The sequence below is a fragment of the Leifsonia araucanica genome, from assembly GCF_051161895.1.
Taxonomy (GTDB): Bacteria; Actinomycetota; Actinomycetes; order Actinomycetales; family Microbacteriaceae; genus Leifsonia.
In genome coordinates, this window is the sequence record NZ_JBMBTW010000002.1 from 837492 (window position 1) to 855109 (window position 17618).

Here is a 17618-nt window from a genome sequence, read left to right on the forward strand (position 1 = left end):
TCAGTCCCCGGCGCCCACCGCCACCGCAGCTTGCAGCCGCCGGATGACCTCACCGCGCAGGCCGGAGGCGAGCAGCCCGGGCCCGAGCGGCCCGGCGGGGTCGTGGCCGAGCGGGGGCAGGGCCGCGAGGGCGGCCCTCGCCTCCCCACTCAGCCGCGCGAGCTGCCAGGCGATCTCGGCGTCGAGCGCATCCGGTCGTTCCGGTGCGGCGAGCGCCGCCGCCGTGGCCGCGTACGCGGCGGCGCCGAGGGCGTGCGCGCCCATGTGCGCGACCCCGGCCGCCTGCGCTGCCGCCCGAGCGGCGGCGACCGCGGAGGGCGAGCTGACCGCCTTCGCCGCGCGACCCGCCACGAACCGGCGACGGATCTCCTCGGCGGCCCCGAGCTCGCCGCGCGCGAACGCCCTGGTTCGTGCGATCGCATCCCGGGCCCGGTCGTCGTCGGGCGCCTCCGCCTCGAACAGCGGCAGCACCCGCTCCGCGCAGTCCGCGGCCCACACCGCCACGATGCGGCGATCCTCTTCACTCAACGACTGCGGCGACGGCATACCGCCACCCTTTCACACCGGCCGCTGGCGCGTCCGGTCGCGAGTAGTTCACGCGGAGAACGCGCGCGACGCGCCCCCCGTTTCTCCGCCCGAACGGAGAACCGCGACCATTCGGGCCGTTCTTCCGTCCTTACCAATGCGCGGCAGCGGACGCCGCCGTCTCCGTTCCAGCGGACACGCGGTCGCGCGGCGGTCCGGACTCCGCTTGTGCGGAGAGTACAGCGGCGTGTCGCCCCACGACTCCGCCGTTATGGCTCACACCAGCACCCTGGACCGCGGAAACCGTTTGACCGTACGCTGTCATCCACGTGACCTTCACGCGCTGAGCGCATCCAGGACCTGTTCGATCTCGAACACTCGAGAAGGGGGAGCATGATGGAGGAGCCGAGCGGCGCCGTGACCGGGGAGGCGCCGCCGCAGCGGGTGGGGAGGTGGCGCCGGCCGACCGTCGACACGATCGCCGTCATCGTTCTCTCCACGGTCGCCGTGCTCACGGCGTGGTGCGGTTTCGAGTCCTCGAAGTGGGGCGGGGAGATGTCCATCGCGTTCAGCCAGGCGTCGAGCGCCAGGGTGCAGGCCGGCGACTATGCCAGCCAAGCTCGGGATGCGCGGGCGCTCGATCAGGGCGTCTTCGAACAGTGGGTACTCGCCGACGCGCGCGGCGACACCCAGCTGGTCGACTACATCGAAGCGCGGTTCTCGCCGGAGTTCGCCGTCGCCTTCGACGCCTGGACCGCCGAGGGACGCGTCGATCGTGGGCCGTTCGTCCGGTCCGACTACGTTCCACCCGGCACGGCGGAGGCCAAGAAGCTCAACGACCGCGCCGACGAACGCTACAACGCCGCACTGACGGACAACGCGCGCGGAGACAACTACTCCCTGCTCACGGTCATGTTCGCGCTGGTGCTGTTCCTCGCCGCCATGTCGCAGCGCGCCATCCCGCGCACGGGGCGGCTGGTCCTGATCGGCACGGCCATCGCCTTCGCCCTGTTCGGCGTCGTGCTTCTCGCCACCTTCCCGATCCGGATCTGACCGGTCCCGAATCGGCTGGGGTGGAAAGAGGGGTCTAGAGGGTTTCTGTACATCCTCGTATAGTTCGGAGCGCGTGACGAAGCGAATGGGGATTCGGTGTCATGATGCGCTCGGCGAGACGATCAGGGGCAGGTCGGCTGGCTGGAGGTGCGCTTGCTGCGCTCCTCGTTCTCGCGATGATCCCCGTCGCCGCGGCCCCCGCCGCCGCGGAAGGGCCGAGTGAGGTCACGCTCACCAAGACGGCGTCGGCGACGACCGTCGCGCCGGGGGAGACGTTCACCTACACCCTCGAAGTCGGCTGCTCGGCCGTGGACATCGGCACCGGATGCACGAACGCGACCCTCACGGACTCGGTCCCCGGCGCGTTCGAGGTCGTCAGCGTGTCCGTCGGCACCGGGCTGTCGGCGGAGACCCCGCAGGTGTCCGGTCAGGACGTCACGGTGGTCTTCAATTCGCCGCTGGACGATCCGCCCGGCGCCATCGGGCTGCCGGCGTCCGCCACCGGCGTCGTGACCATCACCGTCCGGGCGCGGGACGACCTGCCGTTCGAGGCGAGCGGCATCCCGGTCCCGAACTCCGCGGAGCTCACGGCGACCAACCAGCTGGCACCGGCCGATTCGACCGCGAGCGTCACCCCGATCGTGCCCCTCGACCTTGCGACGACGGCGAGTAAATCGTTCGATCCGACCGGCGCTCCCGCCGACCCAGGCACCCCGACGACGCTGACGCTCACCGGCACGAACACGTCCAATGCCGGCGTCGACAGCATCGTCCTGACCGATCCGCCCGACCCGACGGCGACTCCCAATCCGTTCGACCACCTCGCGCTGGACTCGCTCGGCACCGTGACGTTTCCCGCTCCCGCCGATCAGGTGCAGGTCGATGTCTGGGACGGCACGCAGTGGGTGCTCGGCACCCCGGGGCCGACCGCCGTGCTTCCGGGCGGCGTCCCGGCCGACGGCGTCTCCGGGGTGAGGATCACGTTCAGCAACTCGGCGGGCGAGCCGATCCCCGCGGATGCCAGCGGGTCCGTGGAGGTGAACCTGGTGCAGCGGCCGGACGTCGCCGACCTCACCGCTGCGTTCGTGGTCGACAACACCGTGCAGAGCGAGGTGACGCACGGCACGGACACCGCGACCGGCACAGCCTCCGCCGACTACACGATCCAGTCCAGCGTCGTCACGGTCGCCGCGACGAAGTCGTTCAATCCGAGCCCGATCGTCGCCGGAGACCCGACGACGGTCACGATCGGCGGCACCAACCAGAGCGCCGTCCCGCTGACGGAACTGAGCTTCACCGAGCCGACACTGACCGGCGCCGATCCTTTCGCAGACGGTTTCCCCGCCGGGACGTCGTTCGCCGGATTCACGAGCGGCGTGGAGTGGCCGGACGGCGCCACCGGTGTGAGCGTCCACTATTACTACGCGGACGGCACGGACGAGGTGCTCACCTCGACGACGCCGGACAGCATCCCGGCCCCCGACCCGGCGAAATCGGTCGCGCGGTTCTCCGTCACGTTCACGGGCACCATCCCTCCCGGCGCGAGCGCGAGCATCCCGTTCACCCTCGACACCGACGCGGGGATCACCACGGATTCGACCACGATCAGCAACAGCCAGACGGTCGATGGGACGTCGGCGTCCGGCACGACCGGGACGGCGACGGCCACCGCCGATCTCACGGTCTACACCTCGCGGCTCGACACGACGATCGGCAAGGTGATCAGCCCGAACGAGATCGCGTCCTCCGCCGGAGAGTTCGTGACGGTGCAGCTGCCCGCCTCCACCAGCCCGTTCCCGCAATCGACCGTGGATGCGACCACCATCGTCGTGCAGGACCCTCCCGGCGACCCGCCGGCGCTCACCGACTGGTGGAACCACTTCGACGCGACGGCGATCACGCAGACGGCCGTTCCCGCCGGCTCGACGCTGACCATCCAGTACTGGGACGGGACACAGTGGGTCGACCTGCCCGGTGCGGTCGGCATCGCGGGGCCGACCGTGTTCTCGATGGACATCCCGGCCGACCTGCAGGACGACATCCAGGGCCTGCGCTTCGTCTACACCGCACCGGATGGATTCCCCCCTGGCACCACGGTTCAGCCCAACGTGACGATGTCGTTGCGCGACCAGCTCCGCGATGGCAGCGGTCCCGCGACCGGCACGGACGAGACGATCGAGAACTGCGCAGCGTCCTCGGCGACAGGGGTCGGCGGCGAATCGGCATCGGCCGTGATCCCCTCGCCGTGCCCCGTGGTCGACCTGATCGCCGGAGGCCTGCCGGGGGGCGACGACTTCCTCACCAAGAGCTGGGAGGCCCCGAAGGTGCTCACGGCGAGGAGCGAGGCGCAGACGACGGCCACGCTCGACTGGTCGACCGGCGGCAGGGCGAACCTGGGCACGATGGTGATCTCCGACCCGTCCGACCCGGCGACCACCGCACTGTCCGACTCGGTGTTCAACGCCTTCGACCTCGTCGGGATCCCCGCGATCACCGCAGCGCAGGACCCGCATCTGATCTACGACCAGGTCACCTCCGTTCAGCTCTACAACGGCACGGCCTGGGTCGACGCGGCGAACGACCCCTGCCCCGCCGCCTGCATCGGCACCTTCCCCGGTCTGACCCTCACCGCCGCCGAACAGGCGTCGACGGTCGGGATGCGGATGACGTACGCCGAGAGCCCCGACCGCGCGAGCGCATCGGCCGGCGACCCGACGGCTCCACCGGTCGGCTCCGGCGTCGCCCGCTCCACGGGCAACGACCGCGCCATCGTGCTCACCTTCCAGCTGCGCGACGAGGTCAGGGCGCCCGTCACCACGCCGGACCCCGTCATCGCGACGCGCCTCTACAACACGGGCACAGCGGGGGAGATCGAGAACACCGCCAGGGCCACCGGCACGTCGTCGGTCGACGGCTCGACGGTCACGGACACCGCCGCTGACATCGTGCGGCTCTTGGACGTCCCCCTCAACGTCACCCTGAGCAAGATGTGGGAGGGCGGTCCGCTCGGTGTGCCGCAGGCCGGCGTCGACCCCGCCCTGTACCCGTCCGGCCGGATCACCCTGGTCGCCACCAACACCACGGCGGCCAGCGTCGACAACCTGACCATCAGCGATCCGGCGCCCGGCAGCGCATCCACCCCGTTCGAGGTCTTCGACCTCGTGAAGTTCGAGAGCGTCGGAGTCCCCGCCGGGGCCACCGCCTCGACCGTGGAGCTGACGACGGCCGGGGGAGTGACCACCGGATACTCGATCGCCGACGCGCTCGCGTTGACACCGGCCCAGCTCGCGGACGTGGTGTCGCTGCGGGTCGTCCACACCGGGCGCATCCAAGCCGGCGAGGCGTCGACGGTCGTCTTCGACACCCGGTTGCGCGCGACGGCGCGCACGTCGGGGGATCCGGTGACCGCCGCGGAGTTCTCGCCGGTCGAGAACGTCGCCCAGGCGGGCGTGAGCGACGAGGGCGGCGCCGCCGGCGGCAGCCCGACCACCAACGCCTCCGGGTCGATCGAACTCGCCGACGGCGTCCTGACCGTCGCCACCTCGAAGACCATCGTCCCCGCTCAGCAGACGGAGCCGGACGACTCTCCGGTCACGGTCACGATGTCCGGTCAGCCAGGGGGCACGGTCCGGGCGAGGCGCATCACCCTGTCCGACGCCTCCGGCACGTTCTGGAACGCGTTCGACTTCCTGGGCTTCTCCACTCCGCTCGCTCTGACGGCCCCGATCGACAGGGTCCAGATCGACGTGTGCACCGGCCGCAGCTTCGGCGACCCCACGGCGGACTGCGAGGCGGACGGGGGCACGTGGATCCTCGGTGTGCGCCAGACGGAAGCAGACGCCAACGCGTCACCGCTCCCCGCAGGGGTGACCGCAGACCAGGTGGAGGGCATCCGCTTCGTCTTCACCCAGCTGAACGGCGACCTCCTGCAGCCGTCTCCGCTGCAGACCGTCGCGATCAGCGCGCAACGCCGCGCCGACCTCCGCTCGGGCGGACAGGTGCCGAGCGATCTCTCCACGAACGTCCCGGCGCCCGGAGAGAGCGCGGCCGGCACCTTCACGAACACGGTCGACGCCCTGGCGGAGGGAACCTTCGAAACGGGAGGCCCTCCGTACACCGCGACAGACTCGAGCACCGCGATCGTGCAGTACCTGCACGCCACCAGCGCGGTGCAGGTGTCCAAGTCGCCCGCAGGCGTGCAGCAACCGGGCACGGTCATCCCGTACACCCTCACCGTGACCAACACCGGCGCCATCGCCGTCACCGACCCGGTGATCACCGACCAGCTGCCCACCGACGCCGTTGGACCGCTCCTCGTCTTCGACCCGTTCGCGGATCCGGGGACGAGCCCGTACAGCTACGCCCTGGCCGGAGCGGCACCCGCACCCCCGAGCGGACCTCCGATGCCCACCGATCCCGCCGACGTGGATGCGACCGTCAGCCAGGCCGGGGCGCGCATCCAGTTCACCTTCCCACTGGGGACGGTGCTCGAAGTCGGGCAGACGTACACGATCACGATCGCCCTGATGTTCCGCACAGGGCTCGAGGCCGGCACGAACGTGACCAACACGCTGAGCGTCACCGGCGGCCGTCCGTTCGACAGCTGCGGCGGCACCCTGGACCCCGCCACCGGGGCCTGCTCGACCGACACCACCGTCACCGTCGAGACCGCCGGCGCCCTCCGCGGCATCAAGGGCGTCCGCGCCACGGACACCGAGCTGGGCGTGGAGTCCACCAACCCGGCCGTCACCTGCGTTCCCGACGCCGACGGCTTCTACGCCGGTCCGTGCGTCCCGATCACCAAGCCGGGGGGCACCGAGGTGTGGCGGCTCAACCTGATCAACACCGGCACGCTTCCGATGGACAGGATGGTGGCGATCGACAAGCTGCCGACGCCGGGAGACACCGGGGTGCTGACCCCGCTGCCCCGCGGCTCGGAGTTCCGGCCGACATACACAGGCAGCGCGGTGCTCGCATCTGCACCGCCCGGCGCGACCCTCGCGCAGTACTACACGACGGATGCGGCTCCGTGCACCGACGACCTGTCGACGACGGGCGTCGCGTGCCCGCCCGGAGCGTGGACGCCCTGGGATGCGGCGGTCGACCCGACGACCGTGACCGGGCTGAAATTCGTCGTCACGTTCGATCCGACCATCGCGCCGGGCGGCGCCATCGCGATCGACGTCACGACCAGGACCCCGGCCGTGCCTCCGACAGGGCTCGACGACCCGATCGCCTGGAACACCGTCGGTGTCGCAGGCCGGGTGCTCGTCGGCGCCACGCCGACCGTGACCGCGCAGACAGAGGGCAACAAGGTGGGCGTCGCCCTCGCGACCGGCCCGGTCTCCGTGATCAAGCAGGTGACCGGCGCCGGAGCCGGCTACGCGCCGGCCACCTTCACCGGCGAGCTCCGCTGCGTGTCGGCGGGAGTCGCTCTCGACCCGATCCCCGTCACCCTCACGCCCGGCACCCCTGTGACCGTCGACGATCTGCCCTGGGGGGCCGAGTGCACCGTCGTCGAGGACGACGCCGGCCAGACCTCCGGCACCGCGACCCAGGTCGTCGTCGGCACAGACACCGACCCCGTCCCGGTGATCTCGGTGACGAACGTGTACGACCTCGCCGGTCTGGTCGTGGTCAAGAGCGTCGATTCGAGCGCGGTCGATCAGGACGGCACCCCCATCGCATACGGCCCGTTCACGGTCACGGTCGACTGCACCTTCCTCGGCGCCGCCGTGTACGCCGACGGCTACGGACCGCTGCGGCCGATGACGGCCGACCTGAGCGACGGGGAAGCTCTCACGCTCAGCGGGCTCCCGGCTGGCGCCTCCTGCGTGGTGACGGAGACCGACGGCAAGGGCGCTGCCTCGACCACGACGACCACGGTCACCTCCGGAGGAACCACCGGCCCGACCACGGGCGACAGCACGACGGTCGTGCTGACTCCGGATGCCGGAACGGACCCGACCTCGACGGTGACCGTCACGAACGCGTACGACGTCGGCGCGATTCGCCTCGTCAAGGTGGTCGACGGCGCGGGCGGAGCGGCGTTCGGCGCTGGCCCCTTCGTGCTGCACGTGTCGTGCACGCTCGACGACGCATCCGGATCGCGGAGCACCTGGGACGGAGACGTCACCCTCGGCGGCACGCAGCCGCTCCAGAAGGTCGTCGCCGGGATCGCGGCCGGCTCCGTGTGCGCCGTGACGGAGCCGGGCGCCGGGGGAGCGAACGCGTCCGTCGTCTCACCGGGCGAGGTCACCGTCGGCTCGGGCGACACGGTCACCGTGACCGCCACCAACACGTTCCTCACCGGCGCGATCCACGTCGACAAGGTGCGCACGGGAGACGGGGCCGACCTGTACGGCGCCGGACCGTTCACCGTGGCGCTGGCCTGCGTGCATCCGGTGGACGGGGTGCCGACGCCCGTGGTCGTGCCGGGCGGGGCGACGAGGACGCTCAGCGCGGACACCGCATACTCCGCGGACTACGAGCTGCTTCCCGCCGACGCCGTCTGCCTTCTGCGCGAGACAGGAGCAGCGGGGGCGACGTCCTCTCAGGTGCTCGACGAGAACGGCGAACCCGCCGGCCCGACCCTGGTCGTGGCGGGGGAGACGGTGACGCTGAACGTCGTCAACACGTTCGACGTCGGCTCGCTGACCGTGCACAAGGTCATCGCCGGCGACGGGGCGGCGGAACGCGGCGGTGGCTCCTTCGTCGTCCATCTGAGCTGCACCGCCGCCATCGACGGGATGCCGGCGCCGGTCGCGATCCCCGGCGGCCCCGACCGCACGCTCTCGCGCTCCACATCGCTGACGGCCGTGTACACGGACCTTCCGGCAGGGGCGACCTGCCGGGTCACCGAGAGCTCCGACGGCGGAGCGGACCGCACCACGATCACCCCGAACGACGGTGACGGCTCGGTCGGGGCGGTCACCGTCGGCGACGCCGTGCCCGTCGACATCACCGTCACCAACACGTTCGACCCTGCCGCTCCGGCGCTCTCCGACACCGGTTCCGACACGCTCCCGGTCGCCATCCTGGCGCTCGCGCTGCTCGGCGCCGGGCTACTGATCCGCAGAAGACACGACCGTGACGCTCGGGAGGAACGATGACGGAATTCGAGATCCCGCTGGGGAATGCGCCCCGCTGCGGCGAGAACATCCACCTGGTGCGGTGGACCAGGAGCGCCGACGGGTGGGCGGCGGAGACGCTGCTCGCCACGTATGTGTCGAGCACGCACGACGAGTGGGCGTTGTTCGCCCTGTGAGCCGTTCCCCTCATGGACGCGCGACCTGAACCGCTGTCGCCGGAACTCCCGGCGACGGTGTCGATGACGCTCGCCGACTTCGTCAACGTGGACGACACCGGCAAGGCGAACATGGTCGGGGCCGGGCTGCGCATCCTGACCGTCACGCCGGCCGGAACCGCGTCCGTGCCGTTCGCGGTGTGGGCGACGGTCGCGCTGCCCACCCGCCCCGCACATCCGGTGATCGTCGAGCTGACACTGGCTGCCGCGAACGGCGACAGCGTCCGGATCGCGGACGGGGACGGGGGCAGCATCGAGGTGCGGATCGCCAGGACGGTGCGGTTCACCGCTGGCGCATCGCCCGGGATCGACGTGCCGGCCGGTGTGTTGCCCGCCACCCACGTCATCGCCGCCAACTTCAGTTCCGGCCTGCACTTCGCCGCAGGCGCCGGCTATCGCTGGCAGATCGAACTGGACGGTCAGGTGGCCGCCGTCTACCCGTTCTACGTAGCAACCGAGTACCCACCCCAGTGAAAGGAAGAAACATGAGCGACCAGCACGCCTCCCCGCTCGTCCGGCAGATCAACGACGGCAACTGGCTGCCCCAGGAGGAGGCCGAGGCGTTGCGGGCCGAGTTGTACTACCAGCGCGCGATCCACGCGTACTTCACGATGCAGCCGGCGCTGAACGTGATCGGGATGCGCGACGGCTCGGAGGCGCAGTTCGGCAGCGGATACAACGTCCTGCCGATCTGGAAGGACAGGATGGACAGCCGCACCTGGGTGCCCACCCCCAACGCGGACGTGATCTACGCGATGAGCTACCTCGATCTGCGGGAGACCGGGCCGTTGGTGGTGAACGCACCGGCGAACGTGATCGGGATGTTCACCGACTTCTTCCAGCGCACCATCACCGACGTCGGCGCCATCGGTCCCGACCGGGCCCGCGGCGGGCTCTACCTTCTGCTGCCGCCCGGCTACGACGGGCACGTCCCCGGCGGGTACTTCACCTTCCGCTCGTCGACGTTCAACGTCTTCCTGTTCTTCCGCACGATCATGGGCCAGGGGGACGGCGAGCCCGATCCCGCGGCCGGCGTGGCCGTCGCAGAGCGCACCAGGATCTTCCCGTTGTGGACGGAGGAGAAAGACGCCCTGCCGATGGAGTTCCCGAACGCCAGCGGCATCCGGCTCGACATGATGTACCCGACCGATGCCACGTACTGGACGAAGCTCAAGGAATTCGTGGACGTCGAGCCCGTCTCGGCGATCGATCCCGAACTGCGGGGCGTCCTCGCCTCGATCGGGATCGTCAAAGGTCAGCCCTTCGAGCCGACCGGCTGGCAGAGCGAGCAGTTGCAGCGCGCGGTCGAGACGGCGCCGAAGATGATCCTCGCCCTCGCCCAGCTCGGCAGGGACGACCAGCGCAATCGCTACTACCACGACCGGCAGTGGGAGCAGGCGTGGGCGGGCGGCACCGCGGAGTGGATGCAGGAGAGCTACCTCGACGTCAACACCCGCGCGCGCTTCTTCCAGTACGCGTACTCGTCTGCGCCGGCCATGAACATCCACTCGACCGGCGCGGGATCCAAGTACCCGTTCACCTACCGGGACGCGGACGGCGACTTCCTCACCGGTTCGTCCACCTACCGGCTGCACCTGCCGGCGAACATCCCGGCCGGGCTGTTCTGGGCGGCGACGGCATACAACGTCATCGACGGCACGATGCCGGAGACGGAGCAGCTGCTTCCGTCGACGAACGGCTACTACGACATCCCGCAGAACGACGACGGTTCCATCGACCTCTGGTTCGGGCCGGCCAAGCCGCAGGATGTCACGGACGCCGCGTTCGTCCAGACCGTTCCGGGGCGCGACTTCATCGTCGCCTTCCGGCTCTACGGCACGACCGCCGAGTTCTACGACCAGACCTGGCGGCCGGACGACCTGGTGAAGGTTTCCGACGGTTCAGACGTGGGCGGATGACGCATCCGCTGCCGGACGCCGCCGACGCCGGTTCAGCGCATCCGACAGCACAACGACGAGCAGCACCAGGTTCACCGCCCAGCTGAGTCCGAGCGGGGTGAGTACCGGGGTGAGGGCGAACAGCGCGAGCACCACCGCCGCGCCGATCAGTTGCGCGATCAGCCAGGATCCGCCGACCGCGCGGCGGAAGAGCGCGTTCGCGACGAGGTAGAGCGCCGCAGCGCCGGTGAGCAGCCCGGCCGCCCAGAGCTCGGTGTCCCCGGTGGGGTCGTGCAGCACCAGCCCGTCGGCGACCGCCGTCAGCACGATGCCGAACACGAACAGGATCGGGATGTACGTGAACGCCGTCTGCGCGATCATCCCGCGCTCGTCCGCCTGTTCGAGGAACTCGCTGCCGCGACGCTGGTTGTGGGTGAAGTAGAGCAGCCACATCAGCACGGTCCCGGCGAACGCGGCGACGAACGCGCCGAACGTCGCCGCGTCGATCCTGCCGGTGCCGAAGGTGGACCCGGTGACGACGATGGATTCGCCGAGCGCGATGATCACGAACAGGCTGACCCGCTCGGACATGTGCTCGCCGGAGACGTTCCAGGTCTGCAGGTCCGATGTGCCGAGGCCGGGCGTCCAGAACCGGGCTCTCGGCCCGATCAGGTCGATCACGAGGGCCGCGAGCCAGACCCAGAGGCGTGCGTCCTCCGGCACGAAGGCCCCCGCGATCCAGACGGCTCCCGCGGCGGCGTGCCACACGCTGATGCGGACGAAGTTCACGGCGTGGTCGGGCTGTGTGCGCGCGAACGCGAAGATCGTGAACAGGCTGCGGCTCAGCTGCAGCGCCACCATGCTCACCGCGAACAGGAGCGCACGGTCGCCGAACGCCTCCGGGATCGCGATCGACACGAGCATCCCGAAGAACATCATCACGATGAACAGCGCACGCACGGCGCCGGTCTCGGGGTTCAGCCAGCTCGACGCCCAGGTGGTGTACACCCACATCCACCAGACCATGCATCCCAGGACCAGGGTGTGCACGAGTTCGAGGCCGCTCTGCTCGTGGATCAGGATGTGCGACACCTGCGTGATGGCGAACACGAACACGAGGTCGAAGAACAGCTCGATGTACGTGACGCGGTGCGAGGCGTCCCCGGTCGCCGGCCGCAGGAGGTCGGCGGAGAATCCGATGCGCGGCATGAGGTCAGAGTAGCCGCGATTGCCCGACGACGTTTCGGCTCATAGTCTGAGATCTCCCGTGCTGTGCCGACCGGAGGAGGCTGCGATGGAACGGCCCGTGAGGGTCACGCCCACCGGCGACGGGCTGTCGCGGCGGGGCTGGCTGATCCTGGTCGCCGTCACGGCCGCGATCGGCGTCGCCGTCCTGGTGGTCGGGATCGCCACCGTCGGGCTTCCCGCCGGAGGGGCGCGGGCCGCTGCCTCATCCTCCTCGCCGGCCGCCGCACCGCATCCACCGTTGCCGCCGCCTGCTCCGACTCCGCTCGGCCTCCCGCCGCGCCCGACCGCGACCCACGTCGCCACCGTGCCGTCGCAGCCGGTCGGCACACTGAAGCCCGGCGATTGCCTGCAGACCTACGACTCGAAGTGGGCGGACGCGTATCCGGTGGTCGACTGTGCCGAGCAGCACATCGCGCAGTTGCTGACCACGGGCTCGCTCCCGCAGCCGGCCGACGCGGCGTTCCCGGGCAAGGAAGCCCTGGACACCCAGGTCAGCAGCCTCTGCGAGCCGTTCCTGAACTGGGACTGGGTCGCCCGCTGGAACGAGGACGTCCAGCTCGACCTCCGCTACCCGGACACGAGCGAGAAGTGGGCGGCCGGCGACCGCACGTATTACTGCATCGTCTACACGTTCTCCCGGCACGAACTCACCGGGAGCGCGGTCGCCGGCCAGTGACGCCGCCGGCGCACGCGGCGGAGCGTCACGCGCGCGTTCTGCGCCGGCGCAGCACCAGGAGTCGCCCGACCACCCCGACGACGAGCACGCAGATCCCCACCCCGATGGACACCAGAGGAAGCGTCGCGACGAGCACGATGCAGCCGAGCGCGCCCAGAACCTGCACCGGCTTCGGATACCGGCGGTGCTGCCGGTCCTGGGTGAACGCGGCGACGTTGGCGACGAAGTAGTAGAGCAGCACGCCGAACGACGAGAACCCGATGGCGCCGCGCAGGTCCACGGTCAGCACGAGCACGCTGACCACGAGCGCCAGCGCGATCTCGGCGTGATGCGGCACCGTGTGCACCGGATGCACGGCGGACAGCCAGGCGGGGAGATCCCGGTTCCTCGCCATCGCCAGGCTGGTGCGTCCGATCCCGGCGATCAGCGCGAGCAGCGCCCCCAGGGCGGCGGCCGCCGCGCCGATCCTGACGACGGGCGCCGCCCAGGTCCAGTCGGTGGCCGCGACGACATCGGCCAGGGGAGCAGAGGATGCGGCGAGCCGCTCCGGCCCGAGGACGAGCAGCAGCGTGACCGCGACCAGGATGTACACGACGAGCGCGAGCGCCAGCGCGCCGAGGATCGCGCGCGGGATGGTGCGTGCAGGATCCTTCACCTCTTCGCCCATCGTGGCGATGCGGGCGTACCCGGCGAACGCGAAGAACAGCAGCCCGGCCGCCTGCAGGATGCCGTACCAGCCGTGGTCGAACATCCCGAGCCCCAGGTCGGTGTGCGGTGTGCCGGTGGCTGTGAGCCCCGCGATGACGACCAGCGCGAGGACGGCGAGCACGAACACCACGATGATCCTGGTGAGCCCGGCGGTGCGGGAGACGCCGAAATAGTTCACGGCCGCCAGGGCGAGGATCGCGGCGACCGCGACGGGTTTCTCCCATCCGGCAGGGGCCGCATATGCGGCGAATGTCAGGGCCATCGCCGCGCAGCTGGCCGTCTTGCCGATCACGAACGCCCACCCCGCGAGGAACCCGGCCCACTCGCCGAGCCGTTCCCTCCCGTAGACGTACGTGCCGCCCGAGGTCGGGTACTGCGCGGCCAGCTGCGCCGACGACGACGCGTTGCAGTATGCGACCACCGCAGCGATCGCCAGCCCGATCAGCAACCCGGCGCCGGCCGCGGCGGCCGCCGGAGCGAACGCGGCGAAGATCCCAGCCCCGATCATCGACCCGAGCCCGATGACGACCGCGTCGCCGAGGCCGAGCCGCCGCGCCAGCGGACCGCTCCGGATGGTCATCGAGCGTCTCCGTTTCGCAAGGGGGTTCTCGCATCCACGGGCCGGGCGGCCTGCCGCTGAATGCGCAGCACCAGAGTATCGGGCGCGTCGGACGGCAGGCCACGCTCGGAGTGGATACGCTCCGGACGCGGTCGGTGACGGAGTGGGCATGTACTCTGCCCGCCCAAACGCGCAGGATTGACTCCTGCCCATCACGAGGAGAGCGCCCATGCCCCGCACGCCCATCGACATCGCCGTGCCGGACCTGCGCGGCCGGCTCGCGCTCGTGACGGGAGCGAGCGACGGCATCGGCTACAACATCGCCGCGCGGCTGGCTCGCGCGCACGCGGACGTGCTCATGCCGGTCCGCAACCGAGAGAAGGGCGAGGCGGCCGCGCAGCGGATCCGCGAAGCCTCGCCCGGGGCTTCCGTGCAGGTGCGGATGCTCGACCTCTCGTCGTTGGACTCGGTCGCGACTCTGGCGAACGACCTGGTGGCGGAGGGACGCCCCATTGACATCCTCATCAACAATGCCGGGGTCATGTCGCCGCCGACCAGGCAGGAGACCGGCGACGGGTTCGAGGTGCAGTTCGCGACGAACCACCTCGCACATTTCGCGCTGAGCGCCCGGCTGCTGCCGCTGCTGCGCGACGGCCGCGCCCACGTCACCACGCAGGTCTCGGTGTCGGCGAATCAGCACGCGGTCAACTGGGACGACCTCCAGTGGGAACACTCGTACGGCGCCTTCACGTCGTACTCGTCGTCCAAGATCGCGCTCGGGCTGTTCGCGATGGAGTTGCATCGCCGCAGCGTCGCCGGCGACTGGGGGATCCGCAGCAACCTCTCGCATCCGGGCATCGCGGCGACGAACCTGCTGGCGGCGCAGCCCGGCATCGGTCGACAGCACGACACGATGGCAGTGCGCAGCATCCGGGGCCTGTCGCGCCTCGGCATCCTGTTCGGCACTCCGGAGACGGCCGCGCTGCCCGCGGTGTACGGGGCGACCAGCCCGGAGGCGCTGGGCGGTCGCTTCTACGGCCCGAAAGGGTTCAACCACCTCAGCGGCGCGCCGGCGGAGCAGCCGCTGTACAGCCGTCTCGCGAGCGCAGAGGACGGCGCGAGGATCTGGGACCTGTCCGAGCAACTCGCCGGGGTGCGCTTCGGGTGAACGCCTGGCCCTGACCGCCGCGGTCCCGGCGCATCCCGGCTAGCGCAGCACCGATCCGCCAGCGACGTCGAGGACGACACCGCTGGTCCATGCCGACCGGTCGCTCGCGAGGAAGACGCACGCGTCGGCGACGTCCTGCGGGGTGCCGAGACGACGCACCGGATGCGTGGCGATCAGCTGGGTCTGGATCTCGGCCGGGATCATGTCCTGGTTCCGCTCGGTCAGGATGGTCTCCGGCGCCACGCAGTTCACACGGATCCCGCTCGGACCCGCTTCGGCCGCGAGCCACTTCGTGAGCAGTTCGATGCCCGCCTTCGCCGCCGCGTATGCCACAGGGGACGGCGGCGTCGGGCGGCGCGCCGCCGCAGACGACATGGTGATGATCGTGCCGGACCCGCGCTGCTTCATCCCGGGCAGCACGCCGGCGATGGTGGCGAAGGTCGCCGTGAGGTTGGCGTCGACGGCCGACCGCCACTGCTCGACGGTCATGTCCCCAAGCAGTCCGGGACGCACCGGGTTGCCCCCGCGTTCGCGACGAGGACGTCGATCGGGCCGAGCTGCGACTCGACCTCGGCGACCATGCGCTCGATGTCGTCGGGCTCCGTCACGTCGCCGAGCACGACGGTCGCCCGGCCTCCGGCGGCGACGATCCGGTCGCGAACCGCGGCCGCCGCCTCCGCGTCCCTGCCGTGCACCGCGACGGCAGCGCCCTCCTGCGCCAGCGCCGCCGCGATGGCCGCACCGATCCCACGTGAGCTTCCGGTCACCCACGCGACCTTTCCTTCCAGCAGGTCCGTCACAGCGTCTGTCCTTTCTGATCGGCCCCGTCCATGGGCACGCGGAGGAACAGCACAATCGCGTAGAGAAGCAGCGCGACGGCCGTCGACCACTCCATCGCCCGCGCCGCGCCGGTGGCGAGCGTGTCAGTGAAGACCGATCCCGCGAACCAGGCGAGCAGCACCGCCACCAGTGCCGTGGACGAGAGAACGATGAACGCCGGCCGACGGAGCAGGGCGGCACGGATCACGACCGTGGCCGCGCTCACCACGATCAACGTCCCGACGACGGCATGGAGGATGAGCAGCACCGGGCCGCTGGTGATCGCCTCGCCGAAGGCCCCGAAAGTGCCGCGACCCCGCGCATCCGCTGGGACCTGCCCGTAGAGGGTCGTGCCGAGGACGAACGCGACGAGCAAACCGACCAGGGCCGCGAAGGCGTTGGTCCGCAGCCCGGTGAATCGTTTGGCGGCGTTCATCGCTCCTCCCGCCCTGGAACGTCGTGCCGGTTGCGCGGTAGCAGGAAACCGGCCGCGAGAAGCCAGGCCAGACCGAGGAAGCGGCCGAGCGGCAGCAGGAAAGCCAGCGGGGGCAGGACGAGAGCGAAGAAGGAGAGCTCGCTGAGCGCGGCGACGACGAGGCCCGCCCAGGCGAACCAGCGCGGCGTGAGCCGCAGGATGAGGGCAGGGACGGCGATCCCGGCCATCAGCAACCCGAGGCCGCCGACGAACCCGACCCCGCCGATGGCGTACGTGACGAATGCGAACGTGTGCAGCAGCGCGGGGGACTGGCCGGAGACGGGCTGGCCGAGTGCCCAGGTCAGCAGTCCGGACAGCGAGAGCAGCACAGACGCGGCGATGCCGCCGAACAGGGCGATGGTGGGACCAGGGACGCGCACCCCCAGTCGAAGCAGCCGGGCGTAGACGGTGGCGGCGTAGATGCCGATCGGGACCGAGGCGGCGAAGACGAGGAAGCCGGTGAGCGTCACTGCGTCACGATGCGCCGAGAAATAGCCGCTCACGGCCGTGGTCGACCCCGTGGGCGACGGAAAGAAGTTACCGGCGGCGAGAAGCGGGGGCACCGCGACAGAGGCGATGGTGAGAGCGAGGGCGACGATGCCGAGGACCCCCGCATTGGGCCCGTCGGGTCGGCGTCTGCGCGTCGCTGGGATTTGTGTCATGGACAGAATGATTCACCATATGAATTAGTAAGTCAATGCTCTATTGTGGAGCCATGCCCATCCCGAGCCGACCGGCGCGCATCGGATTCCTGCTGACCCAGCTCGGCACACTCGCCGCAGAGAACTTCGCAGAGAAGACGCGCGCACTCGGGATCGCGCCTCCGGAAGCGGGGGTCATGCGCATCCTGGGCAGGAACCCGGGGATGAACCAGCGCGAGCTCGCCGACAAGCTGGGGGTGGCGCAGAGCCGCGTCGTCGCGCTGATCGACTCCCTGGAATCCGCGGGCCTGATCGTCCGGGAGCGCAGCGCGACCGACCGCCGCAGCCAGATCCTGTCGGTAACGGATGCGGGTCGCCGCCTGCTCGGCGAACTGCGGACCGCCGCGGAGAGCCAGGAGGCCGAACTCGCCGAAGGACTGAGCGACGCCGACCGGGATCAGCTGTACGAGCTGCTCCTCAAGCTCAGCGCGGCCAGGGGTCTCGATCGCGACGTGCATCCGGGATATCGCGCCGGCGAGTAG

At 70.5% G+C, this 17618-nt stretch carries 15 protein-coding genes; 8 read left to right on the top strand and 7 right to left on the bottom strand.

The window, feature by feature from the left end; all coding sequences use genetic code 11:
- Positions 1 to 546 carry a putative immunity protein gene (locus tag ACN6M5_RS04015; RefSeq protein ID WP_434948586.1) on the bottom strand — a complete coding sequence of 182 codons (546 nt, stop codon included), beginning with the start codon at positions 544 to 546 and terminating at the stop codon, positions 1 to 3.
- Positions 547 to 918: 372 nt separating this feature from the next.
- Here ACN6M5_RS04015 and ACN6M5_RS04020 point away from each other — a divergent pair, with 372 nt between their 5' ends.
- The 5 genes from ACN6M5_RS04020 (at position 919) to ACN6M5_RS04040 (ending at position 10803) form a co-directional block, all read left to right on the top strand.
- Entirely contained in the window at positions 919 to 1578 is a 660-nt protein-coding gene (locus ACN6M5_RS04020; protein ID WP_434948587.1) for a hypothetical protein, read from the top strand.
- Between the two features lie 176 nt (positions 1579 to 1754).
- Positions 1755 to 8690 carry a DUF5979 domain-containing protein gene (locus tag ACN6M5_RS04025; RefSeq protein ID WP_434948588.1) on the top strand — a complete coding sequence of 2312 codons (6936 nt, stop codon included), beginning with the start codon at positions 1755 to 1757 and terminating at the stop codon, positions 8688 to 8690.
- Complete coding sequence (locus ACN6M5_RS04030; protein ID WP_434948589.1) at positions 8687 to 8845, top strand: hypothetical protein; 159 nt, start codon at positions 8687 to 8689, stop codon at positions 8843 to 8845. The genes ACN6M5_RS04025 and ACN6M5_RS04030 overlap by 4 nt, the downstream gene beginning before the upstream one ends.
- Before the next feature lie 12 nt (positions 8846 to 8857).
- Positions 8858 to 9358, top strand: coding sequence for a DUF6941 family protein (locus tag ACN6M5_RS04035; RefSeq protein WP_434948590.1), 501 nt, complete (start codon positions 8858 to 8860; stop codon positions 9356 to 9358).
- Positions 9359 to 9369: 11 nt separating this feature from the next.
- Complete coding sequence (locus ACN6M5_RS04040) at positions 9370 to 10803, top strand: DUF1254 domain-containing protein (RefSeq protein ID WP_434948591.1); 1434 nt, start codon at positions 9370 to 9372, stop codon at positions 10801 to 10803.
- Here ACN6M5_RS04040 and ACN6M5_RS04045 read toward each other — a convergent pair.
- Complete coding sequence (locus tag ACN6M5_RS04045; protein WP_434948592.1) at positions 10786 to 11991, bottom strand: low temperature requirement protein A; 1206 nt, start codon at positions 11989 to 11991, stop codon at positions 10786 to 10788. The two genes, ACN6M5_RS04040 and ACN6M5_RS04045, sit on opposite strands and share 18 nt — an antisense overlap.
- Before the next feature lie 85 nt (positions 11992 to 12076).
- On the opposite strand from ACN6M5_RS04045, the gene ACN6M5_RS04050 reads away from it, so the two are divergent.
- On the top strand, positions 12077 to 12706 hold the full coding sequence (locus ACN6M5_RS04050) for a septum formation family protein (protein WP_434948593.1): 630 nt from the start codon (positions 12077 to 12079) through the stop codon (positions 12704 to 12706).
- 25 nt (positions 12707 to 12731) lie between these two features.
- Here the strand turns inward: ACN6M5_RS04050 and ACN6M5_RS04055 are convergent, their stop codons facing one another.
- Positions 12732 to 13994: an APC family permease gene (locus ACN6M5_RS04055; protein WP_434948594.1), complete on the bottom strand. Its 1263-nt coding sequence runs from the start codon at positions 13992 to 13994 to the stop codon at positions 12732 to 12734.
- Between the two features lie 208 nt (positions 13995 to 14202).
- On the opposite strand from ACN6M5_RS04055, the gene ACN6M5_RS04060 reads away from it, so the two are divergent.
- The gene (locus ACN6M5_RS04060; protein WP_434948595.1) at positions 14203 to 15141 is read left to right on the top strand and encodes an SDR family oxidoreductase; all 939 of its coding nucleotides are present in this window, start codon (positions 14203 to 14205) and stop codon (positions 15139 to 15141) included.
- A 39-nt stretch (positions 15142 to 15180) separates the two neighbouring features.
- Here the strand turns inward: ACN6M5_RS04060 and ACN6M5_RS04065 are convergent, their stop codons facing one another.
- From ACN6M5_RS04065 to ACN6M5_RS04080, 4 genes are read right to left on the bottom strand one after another with little or no spacing between them, the layout of a single operon-like run.
- On the bottom strand, positions 15181 to 15630 hold the full coding sequence (locus ACN6M5_RS04065; RefSeq protein WP_434948596.1) for an SDR family NAD(P)-dependent oxidoreductase: 450 nt from the start codon (positions 15628 to 15630) through the stop codon (positions 15181 to 15183).
- Positions 15627 to 15941 carry an SDR family NAD(P)-dependent oxidoreductase gene (locus ACN6M5_RS04070; RefSeq protein WP_434948597.1) on the bottom strand — a complete coding sequence of 105 codons (315 nt, stop codon included), beginning with the start codon at positions 15939 to 15941 and terminating at the stop codon, positions 15627 to 15629. The genes ACN6M5_RS04065 and ACN6M5_RS04070 overlap by 4 nt, the downstream gene beginning before the upstream one ends.
- Positions 15938 to 16396, bottom strand: a complete 459-nt coding sequence (locus ACN6M5_RS04075) for a hypothetical protein (RefSeq protein WP_434948598.1) — start codon at positions 16394 to 16396, stop codon at positions 15938 to 15940. The genes ACN6M5_RS04070 and ACN6M5_RS04075 overlap by 4 nt, the downstream gene beginning before the upstream one ends.
- A complete protein-coding gene (locus ACN6M5_RS04080) occupies positions 16393 to 17097 on the bottom strand; it encodes a hypothetical protein (RefSeq protein WP_434948599.1) in 705 nt (234 codons plus the stop codon). The genes ACN6M5_RS04075 and ACN6M5_RS04080 overlap by 4 nt, the downstream gene beginning before the upstream one ends.
- Positions 17098 to 17150: 53 nt before the next feature.
- Here ACN6M5_RS04080 and ACN6M5_RS04085 point away from each other — a divergent pair, with 53 nt between their 5' ends.
- A complete protein-coding gene (locus ACN6M5_RS04085; protein WP_434948600.1) occupies positions 17151 to 17618 on the top strand; it encodes a MarR family winged helix-turn-helix transcriptional regulator in 468 nt (155 codons plus the stop codon).